Source organism: Streptomyces sp. NPDC088097, assembly GCF_044741845.1.
Lineage (GTDB): Bacteria > Actinomycetota > Actinomycetes > Streptomycetales > Streptomycetaceae > Streptomyces.
On sequence record NZ_JBIUTJ010000003.1, the window covers coordinates 516,634 to 530,383 of the forward strand.

The window sequence follows — 13,750 nt, forward strand, 5'->3', positions numbered from 1 at the left end:
GACCCGCCGGTCCGGGCCCACCCGGTCCGGGCCACGGCGCCGCCGGCCGCGGTCAGTGGTCGGCCCCCGGCTCCGCCGTCCGCGGCGGGACCTCGAACTCGCACCACACGCGTTTGCCGCTGCCCCGGGCCTCCACGCCCCAGGCTTCCGCGAGCCGGTCCACCAGCATCAGACCCCTGCCCGACACCGCCCAGTCGTCCGCCTCGCGGCGTCGGGGCAGGGCGCTGCTGGAGTCCTCGACCTCGATCCTGATCCGGCCGTCGGCGGTCAGCCTCAAGGTCACCTCACCGCCGCCGTCGGTGTGCACGAGGGCGTTGGTCATCAGCTCGTCGGCGGCGAGTTCGATCTCGTCGGCCCGCTCCCGGGCGCCCCAGGCGGCCACCGCCGCCCGGATCAGGTGGCGGGCCACCGCCGGGCCGTCCGGGTCGCCGGGAGCGAGACGTTGCCGCAGCGGGCCGCCGGCGCGCGGTCCGGGGCTCCCCCGGCGGCGCAGCAGGAGCAGGGCCATGTCGTCCCCGCCGCCCGCGTCCCCGACCAGGTCGCACAGCACGTCGGCCAGTTCCTCCACGTCGACCGGGCCCGTTCGGGCGGCTTCCATCAGCTCGCGCACCCCGCTCTCGGGGTCCGCGCCGGGGCGTTCGATCAGGCCGTCCGTGCAGAGCAACAGCGTGTCTCCCGGATGCAACTCCATGGACGTGACCGGGTATCCCGAGCCGGTGGTCCCCGCCCGTTCGCGCTCGGGCAGCCCGAGCGGGAGCCCGCCGGCCACCTGGAGCCGGTGGCAGCTGCCGTCCCCGCGCCGCACCAGCGGGTCCAGGTGGCCCGCGCGGACCAGGCGCAGCATTCCGGTGTTCAGGTCCACTTCGGCGTAGGTGCAGGTGGCGAAGCGTTCCGTGGCCAGGTCGCGCAGGAAGGCGGAGGCCCTGGCCAGGGCGGTGCCGGGGGTGTGCCCTTCGAGGATGTAGGCGCGCAGGACGATGCGCAGTTGTCCCATGACGGCGGCGGCGTCGGTGTCGTGTCCCTCCACGTCGCCGATCATGACCCCGACCCGGCCCTCGCCGAGGGGGATGACGTCGTACCAGTCGCCGCCGATGTCGCGGCCCATGCGGGCGGCCCGGTAGCGCACGGCGATCCGCGCGCCGGGGACCTCGGGGATCCGGCGCGGCAGCATGGCCCGCTGGAGGCCCTCGGCGAGGTCGTGCTCCTGCTCGAAGAGGATGGCCCGTTGGAGGCTCTGGGCGATGCCGCTGCCGAGGGCGACGAGGACGTTGCGCTCCTCGGCGGTGAAGTCCCCGTCCCTGCTGTAGAGCAGTCCGAGCGCGCCGACGGGCCGGCCCTGGGCGATCAGGGGGAGGTAGACCCCGCTGCACACGGACAGCGGTTCGATGTACGGCCAAAGGAGCGGGTAGCGCTGCCGGAACTCCTCGCGCGAGGAGAGGTACACGGGCTGGAGGGTGCGTACGGCCTCGCTCATCGGGAACCGGGCGTCGATGCGGGTGTACTCGATCTCCGGTACGTACGAGCCGAGCTGCCCTTCCGCGACGAGGTGGACGCGCGGCCCGTCGACGACGCCGAGCATGACGCTGACGGCGCCGAGGTGTCCGAGGGCCTCGGGGTCCTTGAGGACGTCGGTCACGTCGTTGACGGTGCGGGCGTGCGCGAGGATGGCGGTGGTCCGCTCGACCACCCCGGTCATCCGCCGGCGGCCCTCGTCCCGCTCTCCGGAGGCTCCCGGTTCGCCGGGGTCCTGGGCGGCGTCGCGGAGGATCCCGATGACGCGGTACGGGCGGCCGTGCGGGTCCCGCAGGATGTGGCCCTGGATGTGGGTCCAGGCGACGCCGCCGTCCGCGCGATGGGTGCGGAAGTAGGCCCCGTAGTGGCTGCGGCCGTCGTCGAGGGCTCGGCGCACCCGGCGGTCGAGCCGTGCCTCCTCGCCGGGCACGACGCGGGCACGCACCCCCTCGGGGGTCCCGTCGAACTCGTCGGGGCGCAGGTCGAGGACCTCAAGGGCGGTGGCGTCCAAGTGCATGCGCCCGCCGTCGAGGTCCCAGTCGAAGGTGCCCATGCGGTTGAGCGCCAGGCTCAGATCGGGCCGCGCGGGCCAGTCGACCTCGGGGGTCCGTCCCCGCTGGTCCATGCAGCCAGCGTCTCACCGCTCACCCTTCCCCGCCCCACGGCGTGCGCACGCCGCTCGGGCCTCCCCGCGGCCGGCCGGGTCCCTTCCCTTCCGGCACGGGCGCGAACGACGCCGGCCGCCCCGGGGCCATTACGGCCCGGGGGCGGCCGGGGTCAACCAACGGTGTCCGGGCTCAGCACTTCAGGGAGGTCGAGGCGGCGGCCACGGAGGCGTCCAGCTTCGCGAGCTCGGGCTGGATGGAGGTCATGACCTGCTGGCCGGTCGTGTCGCCCGGCAGGTCCTCGTACGACTTCTTCAGGCCTTCGGCCGCGTTCTTGACGCCGTCGCGCTTCGCCTGCTCCAGGGACTGGGCGTTCTTCTTCACGTTGTCCCAGTCCGTCTGCACCGCGTCAAACGCGCTCTTGATCTGGTCTTTCGTGGAGTTGGCCGGGTCCATCGCGCGGAGCTTGGCCGAGTCCGCCTTGAGCGTGGCCAGGTCGTTGCACAGGGCGGCGGCGGCCTTGGTGGCCTCCTCCTTCGGGGTCTCATCGTTGCTGTCTGAGCACGCGGTGAGGCCGAGTGCCGCGGTGGCACAGATCAGACTGGTCGCCACGAAACGCTTCATTGAGTGGGGCCTTCCTCGACAGATTCGCCGGCGGGAGTCCGCCTCCGAGCGAGATCCTTTGCGGTCAAGTCGGGATAAACCTCGCATAGGGCTTCGCCTTCCGCATCCGCGCGGCGGCGGCGGGTTCGGCCGGGCGGGTGAACGCCCGGCCGGGCCCGTGGCCTCAGTGCGCCGCGTGCGTCGGGTGCGTCTCGTGTGCCTGGTGGGACCGGTCCGTGCACAGGGCCCAGATCACGAACAGGTCGATGGCGATGGAGATCAGTGCCCACAGCGGCTGGTAGGGCAGCCACAGGAAGTTCGCCACGAGGCTGAGGCAGGCCAGGGCGACGCCGAGGCCGCGGGCCCAGCCGGCGCCCTTGAGGATGCCCACACCGACGACGACCAGGATGACGCCGAGGACGAGGAGGATCCATCCCCAGGTCGTGACGTTGAACTTGAAGACGTAGTCGCCGATCTCGGTGTACACCGAGTCCTCGGCTATCGCGACGATGCCCTTCAGGATGCTCAGGACTCCGTCCAACAGCAGGAGGACACCGGCGAAGGCGACTCCGCCGGCCGCCCAGGGACTGGAGGCGGAGGGGGTGCGCGACGGCGGTGCCGTGTGCGCGGTTCCGGCGGTACGGGAGGCGCCCGATGTGCCGGGGTCGCCGGGGGTGGGCTGCGTCATGGCTGCTCCTTGGGGTGCGTCCGGTGCGGACGGTGGGCAGGGCCTGCCGCCCTGTCTGGACGGCCCGCGCCACTGACGGGCTCCGGACGGTCCGATGATCCAGGCTGTGCCGCGCCGCGGAAGTCCGCAACCGGAGAGGTCGGAGGCCAACGCGCTTGGGGCGGCGGCCAGTTGCCAGCCCTTCGCATTCCGGCGGGCGTCCGCCGCCGACCCGACTGGACCGAACGGGTGAATCCCGCCCGCCGTGCGGCGCCACCCCGTTCAGGGCCGGCGCGGCCCGGGCGGCGCCGGCGGGTCCTGCGCGGGCGGCGCGCCGGGCGTACTCGCTCCCGTCGGGGTCCCCGTCCGGTCGGTGAGGGCGGGCTTCGAGGACCCGTCCTCCGTGCCCGTGTGGTCCTCGTCGGGGGTGTCCGAGGGCGTACCGGAGGAGGGGCCCGCCGGTGTGTCGGACGTGCCCGACGACCGACCGGCGGGCGCGCTGTCCGACGTGCCGGTGGAGGGACCCGCGGAGGGGCCGTCGGAGGGCGTGCCGCCGCTGTCCTCGGGCGCGGGGGTGTCGCTCCCGGTCGCGGGGGGCGAGGTGGTCCCGGGAGGGGCGCTGCCGTCCCCCGGCGAGATCGGCGGGGAGTTCGGTGGGGAGGTCGGTGGGGAGGTCCGCGGCGAGGCCGGGGAGGCCGGCGGGGACCCGGAGGGGGTCACGGGCGGCACGACCGGCGGGACGACGGGCGCCACGACGGGCTCGTCACGGTCCCGGGCGGGACCGCGGCCACGCTCGTACCAGCGGTTGTCCTGGTGGTCGTAGATCACGATCTTGTTGATGACGGTGGTCGACGGCGCGATGACCACCACCCGCGCGGGCTGGTACGCGTTCCACGGCTGACCGTGCCGCTTCGGGTTCGCCGGCAGCGCCACGGGCTCGCCGAGCGGGTTCCCGCAGGCGCACCGCACCCTCGGCACCCCGCGGTCGTCGACCAGGACGGCCGTGCCCGCCTGGAGGACCGCCTGGTAGGCGTTGGCCCTGCCGTCACGGAAGCCGTGGTTGGTGACACGGGTGTCCACGCGCAACTGCACGGCGGTCAGGGAGCGCAGGTAGCCGGGTACGGCCGCGGGACGGATCCCGAGCGCGGAGGCGAAGGCCCCGTTCTTGGCCGGCTGCGCGGACAGTGCGGTGATCTGCTTCTCGACGTCGCAGCTCGCCACGTCCTTCGTACCGCCGTAGAGCCCCGGGGCGGCGCCGCTGACGCGGGGAGTGCCCGTCGGGGCCCCGCTGGGGGCCGGTTGGCGCGGGGGCTCCGCCGGTGGGGTGGCCCGCCGGTTCGCCGTGGACTCGGTGAAGGGGTCGGGGCCGGTCGCCCCGGCGGGCTGGAGGAACACCTCGGCCCGGGCGTGCCGGGTCGAGCCGCCGCCGTCGGGCCGGGTCAGCACCACCACCAGGGCGGCGACCGCGGCCAGGGCCACCGCCACCGTCACCAGCCGGGGCACCGAACGCCACCAGGGCCCGGGGGGACCGCCCGAGGGTCCGGTGGGCGGCGCCGGGGGCCCCGGGGGCGGGGGGCCGCTCCCGCCGCCCGAGAGCGGACCGGAGGGCGGTCCGGTGGGCCGCCCGGAGCCGGTGGAACCGGTGGGGCCCGGGGGCGGGGCGGACGGTGCGGCGGGCTCGGGCGGCCGTTCGCCGGAGGGTTGCGTGGTCACGGCCTCTTCTTCCCGGGCTCGGCGGGCGGCCCCGGTGGGACGTTCGGGGCGCGACACGGACGTACCGCGCCCTGCGGACCATTGAGCGTCGTCCGGGTGGTGCCCGCAAGCGGGGGGTGCCACCGTTGCGGGATGAGCCGTACCTCCCCGAGGGCCTGGCGCGACGCCCTCGTCGCCGTCGTGGCGGGCTTCGCGGTGATGACCGCGGTGGCCGCGGCGGGACTCGCGTGCGCCGGAGCGGGTGACCTGCCCGGCGGCGCCTTCCCGCGGGTGGTGGCGGCCGTGGTCGTGATGGCGGCCGGCGGCTCGGTCGGCGTCTTCGGCGACGCCGGAATCCTGGCGGGGGCCGACGCGAGCCTGTCCGTGCTCCCGCTGTCGGTGAGCCTGGCGGGCGCCCTCACCGTCGGCTGCCTCTTCCTGCGCCCCCTGCGCCACCACGCCGTGGTCACGGCCCGCCACCTCGCCTTGAGGGCCGCCGGATCGGCGGCCCTGTGGCTGGTCCTGCTGGCCGTCTTCGCCCTCCTGGCCCGTCACACCTTCGCCCTGTCCACCGGCGATCCCTCGCTCGGCGAGATCGGGGAGATCGGGGAATTCCTGGACTCCGCGCCCACCGTGGGCTTCCGCGCGGACCTGCCCGCCACCCTGTTCTTCGGACTGCTGTGGATCCTGGGCCTGTTGCTGGTCTCGCTGCTCGTCTCACGCCGCGCCCCGCTCCCGCCCGGGCTGTTGCGCTTCCACACGGCGGTGCGCCCGGCCGCCTTCGCCACCACCGTCCTCCTCCTGTCCTACGTGGCGCTCGCCGCCGTGGTCGCCGTGGTCGTGGCCGCCACCCAGGGACACCCCGCCCGGACCCTCGCGGTGGCGCTGCTCGGCCTGCCGAACCTGGCCTGGCTCGCCCTCACCCTGGGCTTCGGCGGGGCCTGGCACGGCCGGGTCGAGGGCCCCTTCGGCCTGCCCGTGCCCCACCTGCTCGACCTGGTGCTGCGCGGCCCGGACCCGACCACCCTGGACGTGGCCTCCCTGGCGCAACGCGACCCCCGGGCGTGGTGGCTGGTCGTGGTGGCGGCCGTCCTGTTGCTCGGCACGGGTGTCCTGGCCGCCGTACGCTCCCCCGCCGGCGTGGCCCCTTGGCGGCACGCCCTGCACCTGGCGGTGGCGCTGGCCGCGGCCACCGTGACGGTGTGCCTGCTGGGCCGCGTCCAGGCGCAGTTCGGCCTGTCCCTGCTGGGACTCGGTGACGTGGGAGGTCTGGGCGGCCGGGTCGACCTCACCGCGCACCTCGGGCGCACCACGGGCCTGGCGCTGCTGTGGGGCGCCCTCGCCGGCTTCCTCGGCGCCGTCGTCGCCCGCCCCCTGCGCCACCGCGGCCCCTGGGCGCCCGCGCCCCCCGGATCCGCCCCGCCCGCCTCCGCCCCGCCGGCCTAGAACACCGCCCGCGCCCACGCCGGGGGCGGCTCCGGCTCGGGAGCGGGAGGCGGTCCCGGGGGCGCGGCGGCTGCCGTGCGCAGGGCCGCCGTGAAGTCCAGGCAGGTCGGCCAGCGGTCCTCGGGGGCCTTCGCGAGGGCCTTCGCCACGGCCTCGTCCACGGCCGGCGTCAGCTCCGGGCGGAGCGAGGACGGCGCGGGCGGCGGATCGTACTGGTGGGCCCAGAGCAGCGCCAGGTCGTCGTCGCGCCGGAAGGGCGGGCCGCCGGTCAGCATTTCGAAGACCACGCACCCCAGGCCGTACACGTCGCAGCGCCCGTCGACCGGTTTGCCGGAGATCTGCTCGGGCGCCACGTAGTCCAGGGTCCCGACGAACTGCCCCACGGTCGTGAACCCGGTCAGCGACAGCGACTTCTTCGTCAGTCCGAAGTCCGTCAGGTAGACGTGCTCGGGGTGTTCGCTGTCCGTTCCCTCCGCGACCAGGATGTTGCCGGGTTTCACGTCCCGGTGCACCAGGTCGTGGGCGTGGGCGGCGTCGAGGGCCGAGGCCACCTGGCCGGCGATCCGCGCGACCGCGTCGGCCGGGAGCGGACCCGTACGGTCCAGCAGGGCGCGCAGGTCCTGTCCGGCGACGTAGCGCATGGCGATGAACAGCAGCCCGTCCGCCTCGCCCGCTTCGAAGACGGGCACGATGTGCGGGTGGTCTATGGCCGCCGCCACCTTCGACTCGTGCGCGAACCGCTGCCGGAAGGCGTCGTTGCGGGCCAGTTCGGGGGCCAACAGCTTCAGCGCCACGGTGCGGTCCAGGCGCAGGTCCCGGGCGCGGTGGACCACCGCCATGCCGCCGCGCCCGATCTCGCCCTCCAGCAGGTACCCGGCGATCTGCCGGCCCGGCGGCTGCGGAGCCCGGTCCGCGGACGCGTCGGCGGCGCCCATCAGCGCCCTCCCGGTTCAGGGGCGTCGGCGATCCGGGTGGGCTCGTGCGGAGCCTCGCGTACGTCGGCCCGCGCCCCGGGGTCGGCTCCGCCCGGCGGCGGCTGCGGCGCGGGCGGCGCTCCCGGTTCCGAGGCGACCGCGTAGGTGGTGGGGCGGCTCCCGTCCGCGTACAGCCACCGTCGCGCCGACTCCTCGTAGACCCACACGGACTCCCCGTCGATCACGATCCCGGCGCGCAGGCCCCGGACCGCGCGTCGGAAGCCCTCGCCGTCGGGGCCGGTTCGCGCCGCCCGGCGGTAGCGCTCCAGGGCCTCGGCGGTCCGGTCCAGGAGCGGGCCGGGGTCCTCGGCGCGGGCGAGGGGCCGCCCGGTGGTGGGGGGCGGCTGCGGGACCGCCACCAGGAGCCTTCCGTCCACCCAGGCCGACCAGCCGTTCGCGCAGAGGACCTCCCCCCAGTCCCCATGCCGGGACAGCAGCCGTACGGGCAGGAAGGCGTCCAGCGGGGCCGTGGGACGGGAGGCCCCGGGGCCCTCCCACGCGGGCAGCCCGTCGGGGGGCACCACGTGCGTGGGGCGGAAGGCGTCGGCGGGATCCGCCGGGCCGCCGGTCGGCTGCTCTGACATCGTCCGGCCTACTTCCGCATGATCGCGGGCTCGTGGCGGCGCAGGAGCCGCGCGACCAGCAGCCCGAACAGCGCGGACAGGACGATCAGCATCCCCACGTTCAGCAGCCAGACGCCGCCGGAGTGGGCGAAGAGGGGGTCGTCGGTGAGGGGGCCGGGCAGGATCCGGGCGAGGTCGATGGTGCCCGCCATGGCGCCGAGCGCCCAGCGGGAGGGCACCAACCAGGCCAGTTGCCCGATGACCGGCACCCCGTCGAGCGGGAGCAGCGCCCCGCAGAAGACCACCTGCACGATGGCGAGGAGCACCAGCAACGGCATGGTGACCTCCTCCTTGCGCACCAGCGCGGACACCAGCAGGCCGAGCATCATCGCGGTGAAGGCGAGCAGGGCCACCACGAGGGTGATCTCCAGGAGGGGTGGCAGGAAGACCCCGTGTCCGCCCGGGGCGCCGAGCCGCACCCCGAAGAGGGCGACGAGGGTCAGGACCACGGCCTGGGCCACGGTGATCGCGCCCAGCACGACCACCTTGGACATCAGGTAGGCGGATCTGGACAGTCCGACGGCGCGTTCGCGCTGGTAGATGGCCCGCTCCTTGACCAGTTCCCGTACGGCGTTGGCGGCGCCCGTCAGGACGCCACCCACGCAGAGGATGAGCAGGGCGTTGATCGCCGTCTCCTGGGTGAGGGCGCTGCCGGCGAGGGCGCGGGCCATGGCACCCATCACGAAGGGCAGCGCGATCATGATGGCGAGGAAAGTGCGGTCGGCGCCGAGCGCGGCGGCGTAGCGGCGGACCAGGGTGGACAGCTGGGAGCGCCGGCTCTGGGCCTTGGGCGGGGCGGGGGCGAAGCCCGCCGGGCCCGACCGGTCCGCGTCGGCCCGGGGTCGGCGGGCCGCGCCCGCGCCGTAGCGGTGGTACTGCGGGGACGCGGCGTACCGGCCGGCCCAGTCGCGGTCCCGGTCGTTCTCGAAGGCTTCGAAGGCCTCGGGCCACTGGTCGAACCCGAAGAAGGCGAGGGCCTCGTCGGGCGGCCCGAACCAGGCGACGCGGCCTCCGGGGGCGAGGACGAGCAGCCGGTCGCAGACGTCGAGGCTGAGCACGCTGTGGGTGACGACGATGACGGTGCGGCTGTCGTCGGCGAGACCGCGCAGCATGTGCATCACCGAGCGGTCCATGCCGGGGTCGAGGCCGGAGGTGGGTTCGTCGAGGAACAGCAGGGAGGGTTTCGTCAGCAGTTCCAGCGCGACGGACACCCGCTTGCGCTGGCCTCCGGAGAGGCTGTGGATGGTCTGCTGGGCGCGCTGTTCCAGGCCGAGTTCGCGGATCACCTCGTCGACGCGGGCCTGGCGTTCGGCCTTGGCGGTGTCCTGGGGGAAGCGCAGCTCGGCGGCGTAGGTGAGGGCCCGGCGGACGGTGAGCTGCGCGTGCAGGATGTCGTCCTGGGGGACGAGGCCGATGCGGCCGCGCAGTTCGGCGTAGTCGCGGTAGAGGTCGCGGCCGTCGTAGAGGACGGTGCCGTGGTCGGCGGGGCGCAGGCCCGTGAGGGCGCCGAGCAGGGTCGACTTGCCGGCGCCGCTGGGGCCGACGACGGCGAGGAGGCATTTGGACCCGACGGGGAAGGAGACGTGGTCCAGCAGGGTCTTGGCGCCGTGGTCGACGGAGACGGCCAGTTCCTGGACGTCGAGGGAGACCTCGCCGGTGTCCACGTACTCCTGGAGCCGGTCTCCGACGAGGCAGAACGCCGTGTGGCCGATGCCGACGATGTCGCCCTCGGCGATGCGGGCGCGGCCGACGGGGGCGCCGTTGAGGTAGGTGCCGTTGTGGCTGCCGAGGTCGGCGATCTCGTAGGTGCCGTCGGGCAGGGCGCGCAGTTCGGCGTGCCGGCGGGAGACCACGAGGTCGTCGACGACCAGGTCGTTGGTCGGGTCGCGGCCGATCCTCAGGGAGGTGCGGGGTGGCAGGGGGCGGACGGTGGTGGGGCGGCGGAAGGTGCCGGTGAGGGAGGGGACGCTGAGCCGGGAGGGACGGTCGGCGGGCCGGGCGGCGGGCCCGTCGCCCGCTCCGTCGGCGGGCCGGGCGGGGGCGGACGCGCGCGCGGTGAGTGGTGCGGGTGGCGGCGTACGACCTACGAGGAGGGCGCGCGGGCCGTCCCGCGCGCTGCCGAAGCGCAGTTCGCTGCCGGGGCCGACCGTCAGGGCGTGGATCCGGTGGCCGTCGGCCCAGGTCCCGTTGGTGCTGTCCTCGTCCTCGACGGTCCAGTGGTCCCCGTCGGGGCGCAGGACCGCGTGGTGCCAGGAGACGCGGGCGTCGTCGAGGCAGACCTCGCAGAGGGGGTCGCGGCCGACGTGGTAGATCCGGGCCGGGTTCATGCGTGTGGAGCCCCTGGCGGTCTCCAGGACGAGTTCTGGCGCGGTCACCGCACCGGGGCGCTGGACCATGGGGCGATTTTCCCACGATCCGACCCGACCGGCACCGGACCGCGACTCTCGGGGAATCGTCGCAGGTCAGGCGGGTCTTAAAGGTAATGACAACGGTCCCCGTTGCAGCCTTTGCCGATCCCGCCCAGGTGCGCTTCACTTCACGCGTCGGAACCGAACGCACGGGGGAAGCCATGAGCGCGCACGACCACGCGCACGACGAGTACGAGTACGAGTACGTGGGACCGGACCACGAGCACGACGGCCCGGACCACGACGCGCACGGCCACGGTGGGCACGGCGGGCACGGGCACGGGCACGGCGGGCACAGCCACGGCGTGGACCCGGACGCGGACCGTCGCTGGCTGGGCATCGCGCTCGGCCTGATCGTCGGCTTCATGGCCGTCGAGGTGGTCATCGGCGTCATGGTCCACTCGCTGGCCCTGATCTCGGACGCCGCGCACATGCTCACCGACGCCGTGTCGATCGTCCTGGCCCTGGTCGCGATGCGGCTGGCGGCGCGCCCCGCGCGCGGCGGGTTCACCTTCGGCCTCAAGCGCGCGGAGATACTCTCCGCGCAGGCCAACGGGCTGACCCTGCTGCTGCTGGGGGCCTGGCTGGCCTATGAGGCGGTGCGCCGGCTGATGGATCCGCCGCCGGTGGCGGGCGGGCCGGTGCTGGCGACCGCGCTGGCGGGCATCGTCGTGAACGTGGGCGCGGCCTGGTGCATGTCCCGGGCCAACCGTTCCTCCCTCGCGGTGGAGGGCGCCTACCAGCACGTCCTGAACGACCTCTTCGCCTTCATCGGGACGGCGGTGGCCGGTCTGATCGTGCTCACCACCGGCTTCGTGCAGGCCGACGCCATCGCGACCCTCGTGGTGGTGGCGCTGATGTTCCGGGCGGGCTACGGCCTGGTCCGCGAGTCCGGACGGATCTTCCTGGAGGCGGCCCCGGCGCACCTGGACCCGGACGCGGTCGGCGACCGCCTCGTCGGGCAGCCGCCCGTCACCGAGGTCCACGACCTGCACATCTGGACGATCACCTCCGGTCAGGCGGCGCTCTCGGCGCACGTGCTGGTGGAACCGGAGGGCGACTGCCACGCCGTGCGCCGCGACCTGGAGGCGCTGCTCGCCAAGGAGTACGGGGTCACCCACACCACGCTCCAGGTGGACCACGTCCAGGACGCGCTGCTCACGGTCGGCCGGGCCGGCACGCTGCCCGACGGGGGCGACGCGCACTGCGCCGACGCCCACGGGCCGGTGCACCGCCAGGGCCCGCACGCGCACTGACGGCTCCGGCTCCGCACTGGGGCCGCGGGCCCGCGCGCTCCGGGGGGCCGCACCCGTACGAGGCGTGCGGCGCGGGTCGCACTGGGCATGTATGCCCCCATGACGGAACCGAAGGTGCGCAAGCGCAGTGCCGGCCTGCTGCTGTTCCGCAGGACCGGCGCCCCGGGCGACGACGGCGTGGAGGTCCTGCTCGGACACCTGGGCGGCCCCCTGTGGGAGTCCCGGGACAACGGCGGCTGGGGGATTCCCAAGGGCGAGTACGGGCCGGAGGAGACCCCCCGGGCCGCGGCCCGGCGGGAGTTCGCCGAGGAGTTGGGGCTGGCCCCGCCGGAGGGCCCGTACCTGCCGCTGGGCGAGGTGCTGCTGACCAGCGGGAAGCTGGTCACCATCTGGGCGGTGGAGGCCGATCTCGATCCCGAGCTGGTGGTTCCGGGCACCTTCTCCATGGAGTGGCCGCCGCACTCGGGGCGGGAGCAGGAGTTCCCCGAGCTGGACCGCGTGGCCTGGTTCGCCCCGCCCTTGGCCCGAACCAAACTGATGATCCCTCAAATCCCGTTCCTGGAGCGACTGTTGGTACTCCTGAAGGGTTGACCCGACCTTTACTTGCCAATAAACCCCACCTGCGTGGACATTGCACTTATGACGAGCGTCGTGCTGGTGGGAACCTTGGACACCAAGGGTGTCGAGTACGGCTGGCTGCGCGAGAGGCTGTTGCGCACCGGCGTCGAAGTGCTACTGGTCGACACGGGGATCATGGGCGACCCCCGTGTGCCCGCGGACGTGCCCCGCGCGGAGGTGGCCCGGGCCGCGGGGACGGAACTGTCGGAACTACGGGCGGCGGCCGACCGGGGCGCCGCCGTCACCACCATGGCCCGGGGCGCCGAGGCCACCCTCTTGCGCCTGCACGCCGAGGGCCGGCTGCACGGCGTGCTCGCGATCGGGGGCAGCGGCGGAACCTCCATCGCCACCCGGGCGATGCGGGCGCTGCCGCTGGGCGTGCCGAAGGTGATGGTCTCCTCGATGGCGTCGGGGGACGTGGCCCCCTACGTCGGGTCGGCGGACATCACCATGATGTACAGCGTGGTGGACATCGCCGGGATCAACAGCATCTCGGCCCCGGTGCTGGCCAACGCCGTGGAGGCGGTCGCCGGGATGGCCAAGGGCTTCGAGCGGGTCTCCTCCGAGCTGCGCGGCCCGACCGGGCCGGCCGCGGGCGGCAGGCCCTTGATCGCGGCGAGCATGGCGGGGGTCACCACGATCGGCGTGGACGCGGCCCGGGAACGACTGACCGAACTCGGCTACGAGGTACTGGTGTTCCACGTCAGCGGCACCGGTGGGCGCACCCTGGAGACCCTGGCCGGGCAGGGGATCTTCGCGGGAGTGCTGGACCTGACCCTCAGCGAGATCGCCGACGACCTGTGCGGCGGGATCCTCTCGGCCGGCCCCGACCGGTTGAGCGCGGCCGGGCGGGCCGGGGTCCCGCAGGTGGTGAGCCTGGGGGCGCTGGACATGGTGAAGTTCGGCCCGCTGGAGACCCTGCCCGAGCGGGCCCGCTACCGGCGGGTCCGCGTCCACAACCCGTCGATCACGGTGATCCGTACGACCGAGGCCGAGTGCGCCGAGCTGGGGCGCCGGGTCGCCGCCAAACTCCGCCCGGCCACCGGGCCGACGGCGGTGTGCCTGCCGCTGCGCGGACTGTCCACCCTCGGGGCGCCGGGCGGCCCCTACCACGACCCCGGCGCGGACCGGGCGCTGTTCACGGCACTGCGGGAGGGGTTGCGGGGCAGCGCGGCCCGGTTGTACGACTACGACACCCACATCAACGACCCGGCCTTCGGGCGGGCGGCGGCCGACCGGCTGCACGCCATGATCGGGGCGGTGTCGGCCGCGGCCTGACCCGTCCCGGCCCGCCCGGGTCCGCACCGCGAGACGTGTGGCGCACCGGGAACCGGTCATGGCGCAAA

At 74.5% G+C, this 13,750-nt stretch carries 11 protein-coding genes; 4 read left to right on the forward strand and 7 right to left on the reverse strand.

What is annotated here, in order from left to right; all coding sequences use genetic code 11:
- Positions 1 to 52: 52 nt before the first annotated feature.
- The 4 genes from ACIOD1_RS12350 to ACIOD1_RS12365 all read right to left on the reverse strand — a co-directional run bounded on the left by ACIOD1_RS12350 (position 53) and on the right by ACIOD1_RS12365 (position 5,100).
- Positions 53 to 2,137: a SpoIIE family protein phosphatase gene (locus ACIOD1_RS12350; RefSeq protein ID WP_401901838.1), complete on the reverse strand. Its 2,085-nt coding sequence runs from the start codon at positions 2,135 to 2,137 to the stop codon at positions 53 to 55.
- A 172-nt stretch (positions 2,138 to 2,309) separates the two neighbouring features.
- On the reverse strand, positions 2,310 to 2,741 hold the full coding sequence (locus tag ACIOD1_RS12355) for a type IV pili methyl-accepting chemotaxis transducer N-terminal domain-containing protein (protein WP_365623582.1): 432 nt from the start codon (positions 2,739 to 2,741) through the stop codon (positions 2,310 to 2,312).
- A 163-nt stretch (positions 2,742 to 2,904) separates the two neighbouring features.
- Entirely contained in the window at positions 2,905 to 3,408 is a 504-nt protein-coding gene (locus ACIOD1_RS12360) for a hypothetical protein (protein ID WP_365623583.1), read from the reverse strand.
- A 261-nt stretch (positions 3,409 to 3,669) separates the two neighbouring features.
- Positions 3,670 to 5,100: a DUF6777 domain-containing protein gene (locus ACIOD1_RS12365; RefSeq protein ID WP_401901840.1), complete on the reverse strand. Its 1,431-nt coding sequence runs from the start codon at positions 5,098 to 5,100 to the stop codon at positions 3,670 to 3,672.
- A gap of 132 nt (positions 5,101 to 5,232) precedes the next feature.
- Between ACIOD1_RS12365 and ACIOD1_RS12370 the strand changes: the two genes are divergently transcribed.
- On the forward strand, positions 5,233 to 6,525 hold the full coding sequence (locus ACIOD1_RS12370; protein WP_365623587.1) for a streptophobe family protein: 1,293 nt from the start codon (positions 5,233 to 5,235) through the stop codon (positions 6,523 to 6,525).
- Here the strand turns inward: ACIOD1_RS12370 and ACIOD1_RS12375 are convergent.
- Genes ACIOD1_RS12375 through ACIOD1_RS12385 form a run of 3 tightly spaced genes read right to left on the reverse strand, consistent with a single transcriptional unit; the run spans position 6,522 to position 10,518 of the window.
- Positions 6,522 to 7,460 (reverse strand): serine/threonine-protein kinase, encoded by a 939-nt coding sequence (locus ACIOD1_RS12375; protein WP_365623589.1) that lies wholly within the window; start codon positions 7,458 to 7,460, stop codon positions 6,522 to 6,524. The two genes, ACIOD1_RS12370 and ACIOD1_RS12375, sit on opposite strands and share 4 nt — an antisense overlap.
- Positions 7,460 to 8,083, reverse strand: coding sequence for a hypothetical protein (locus tag ACIOD1_RS12380; protein ID WP_365623591.1), 624 nt, complete (start codon positions 8,081 to 8,083; stop codon positions 7,460 to 7,462). The genes ACIOD1_RS12375 and ACIOD1_RS12380 overlap by 1 nt, the downstream gene beginning before the upstream one ends.
- An 8-nt stretch (positions 8,084 to 8,091) precedes the next feature.
- Positions 8,092 to 10,518, reverse strand: coding sequence for an FHA domain-containing protein (locus ACIOD1_RS12385; RefSeq protein ID WP_401901842.1), 2,427 nt, complete (start codon positions 10,516 to 10,518; stop codon positions 8,092 to 8,094).
- Between the two features lie 173 nt (positions 10,519 to 10,691).
- On the opposite strand from ACIOD1_RS12385, the gene ACIOD1_RS12390 reads away from it, so the two are divergent.
- From ACIOD1_RS12390 to ACIOD1_RS12400, 3 genes are all read left to right on the forward strand, one after another.
- Positions 10,692 to 11,786, forward strand: a complete 1,095-nt coding sequence (locus ACIOD1_RS12390; protein ID WP_401901844.1) for a cation diffusion facilitator family transporter — start codon at positions 10,692 to 10,694, stop codon at positions 11,784 to 11,786.
- 99 nt (positions 11,787 to 11,885) lie between these two features.
- The gene (locus ACIOD1_RS12395) at positions 11,886 to 12,377 is read left to right on the forward strand and encodes an NUDIX domain-containing protein (RefSeq protein ID WP_365623597.1); all 492 of its coding nucleotides are present in this window, start codon (positions 11,886 to 11,888) and stop codon (positions 12,375 to 12,377) included.
- A gap of 48 nt (positions 12,378 to 12,425) precedes the next feature.
- Positions 12,426 to 13,682, forward strand: a complete 1,257-nt coding sequence (locus ACIOD1_RS12400; protein WP_365623599.1) for a Tm-1-like ATP-binding domain-containing protein — start codon at positions 12,426 to 12,428, stop codon at positions 13,680 to 13,682.
- Positions 13,683 to 13,750 lie beyond the last annotated feature (68 nt).

Excerpts from the sequence above, each read along its gene's own strand:
- ACIOD1_RS12350 (WP_401901838.1), bottom strand. The coding sequence starts at position 2,137 with ATGGACCAGCGGGGACGGACCCCCGAGGTCGACTGGCCCGCGCGGCCC.
- ACIOD1_RS12355 (WP_365623582.1), bottom strand. The coding sequence starts at position 2,741 with ATGAAGCGTTTCGTGGCGACCAGTCTGATCTGTGCCACCGCGGCACTC.
- ACIOD1_RS12360 (WP_365623583.1), bottom strand. The coding sequence starts at position 3,408 with ATGACGCAGCCCACCCCCGGCGACCCCGGCACATCGGGCGCCTCCCGT.
- ACIOD1_RS12370 (WP_365623587.1), top strand. The coding sequence starts at position 5,233 with ATGAGCCGTACCTCCCCGAGGGCCTGGCGCGACGCCCTCGTCGCCGTC.
- ACIOD1_RS12375 (WP_365623589.1), bottom strand. The coding sequence starts at position 7,460 with ATGGGCGCCGCCGACGCGTCCGCGGACCGGGCTCCGCAGCCGCCGGGC.
- ACIOD1_RS12380 (WP_365623591.1), bottom strand. The coding sequence starts at position 8,083 with ATGTCAGAGCAGCCGACCGGCGGCCCGGCGGATCCCGCCGACGCCTTC.
- ACIOD1_RS12385 (WP_401901842.1), bottom strand. The coding sequence starts at position 10,518 with ATGGTCCAGCGCCCCGGTGCGGTGACCGCGCCAGAACTCGTCCTGGAG.
- ACIOD1_RS12390 (WP_401901844.1), top strand. The coding sequence starts at position 10,692 with ATGAGCGCGCACGACCACGCGCACGACGAGTACGAGTACGAGTACGTG.
- ACIOD1_RS12395 (WP_365623597.1), top strand. The coding sequence starts at position 11,886 with ATGACGGAACCGAAGGTGCGCAAGCGCAGTGCCGGCCTGCTGCTGTTC.
- ACIOD1_RS12400 (WP_365623599.1), top strand. The coding sequence starts at position 12,426 with ATGACGAGCGTCGTGCTGGTGGGAACCTTGGACACCAAGGGTGTCGAG.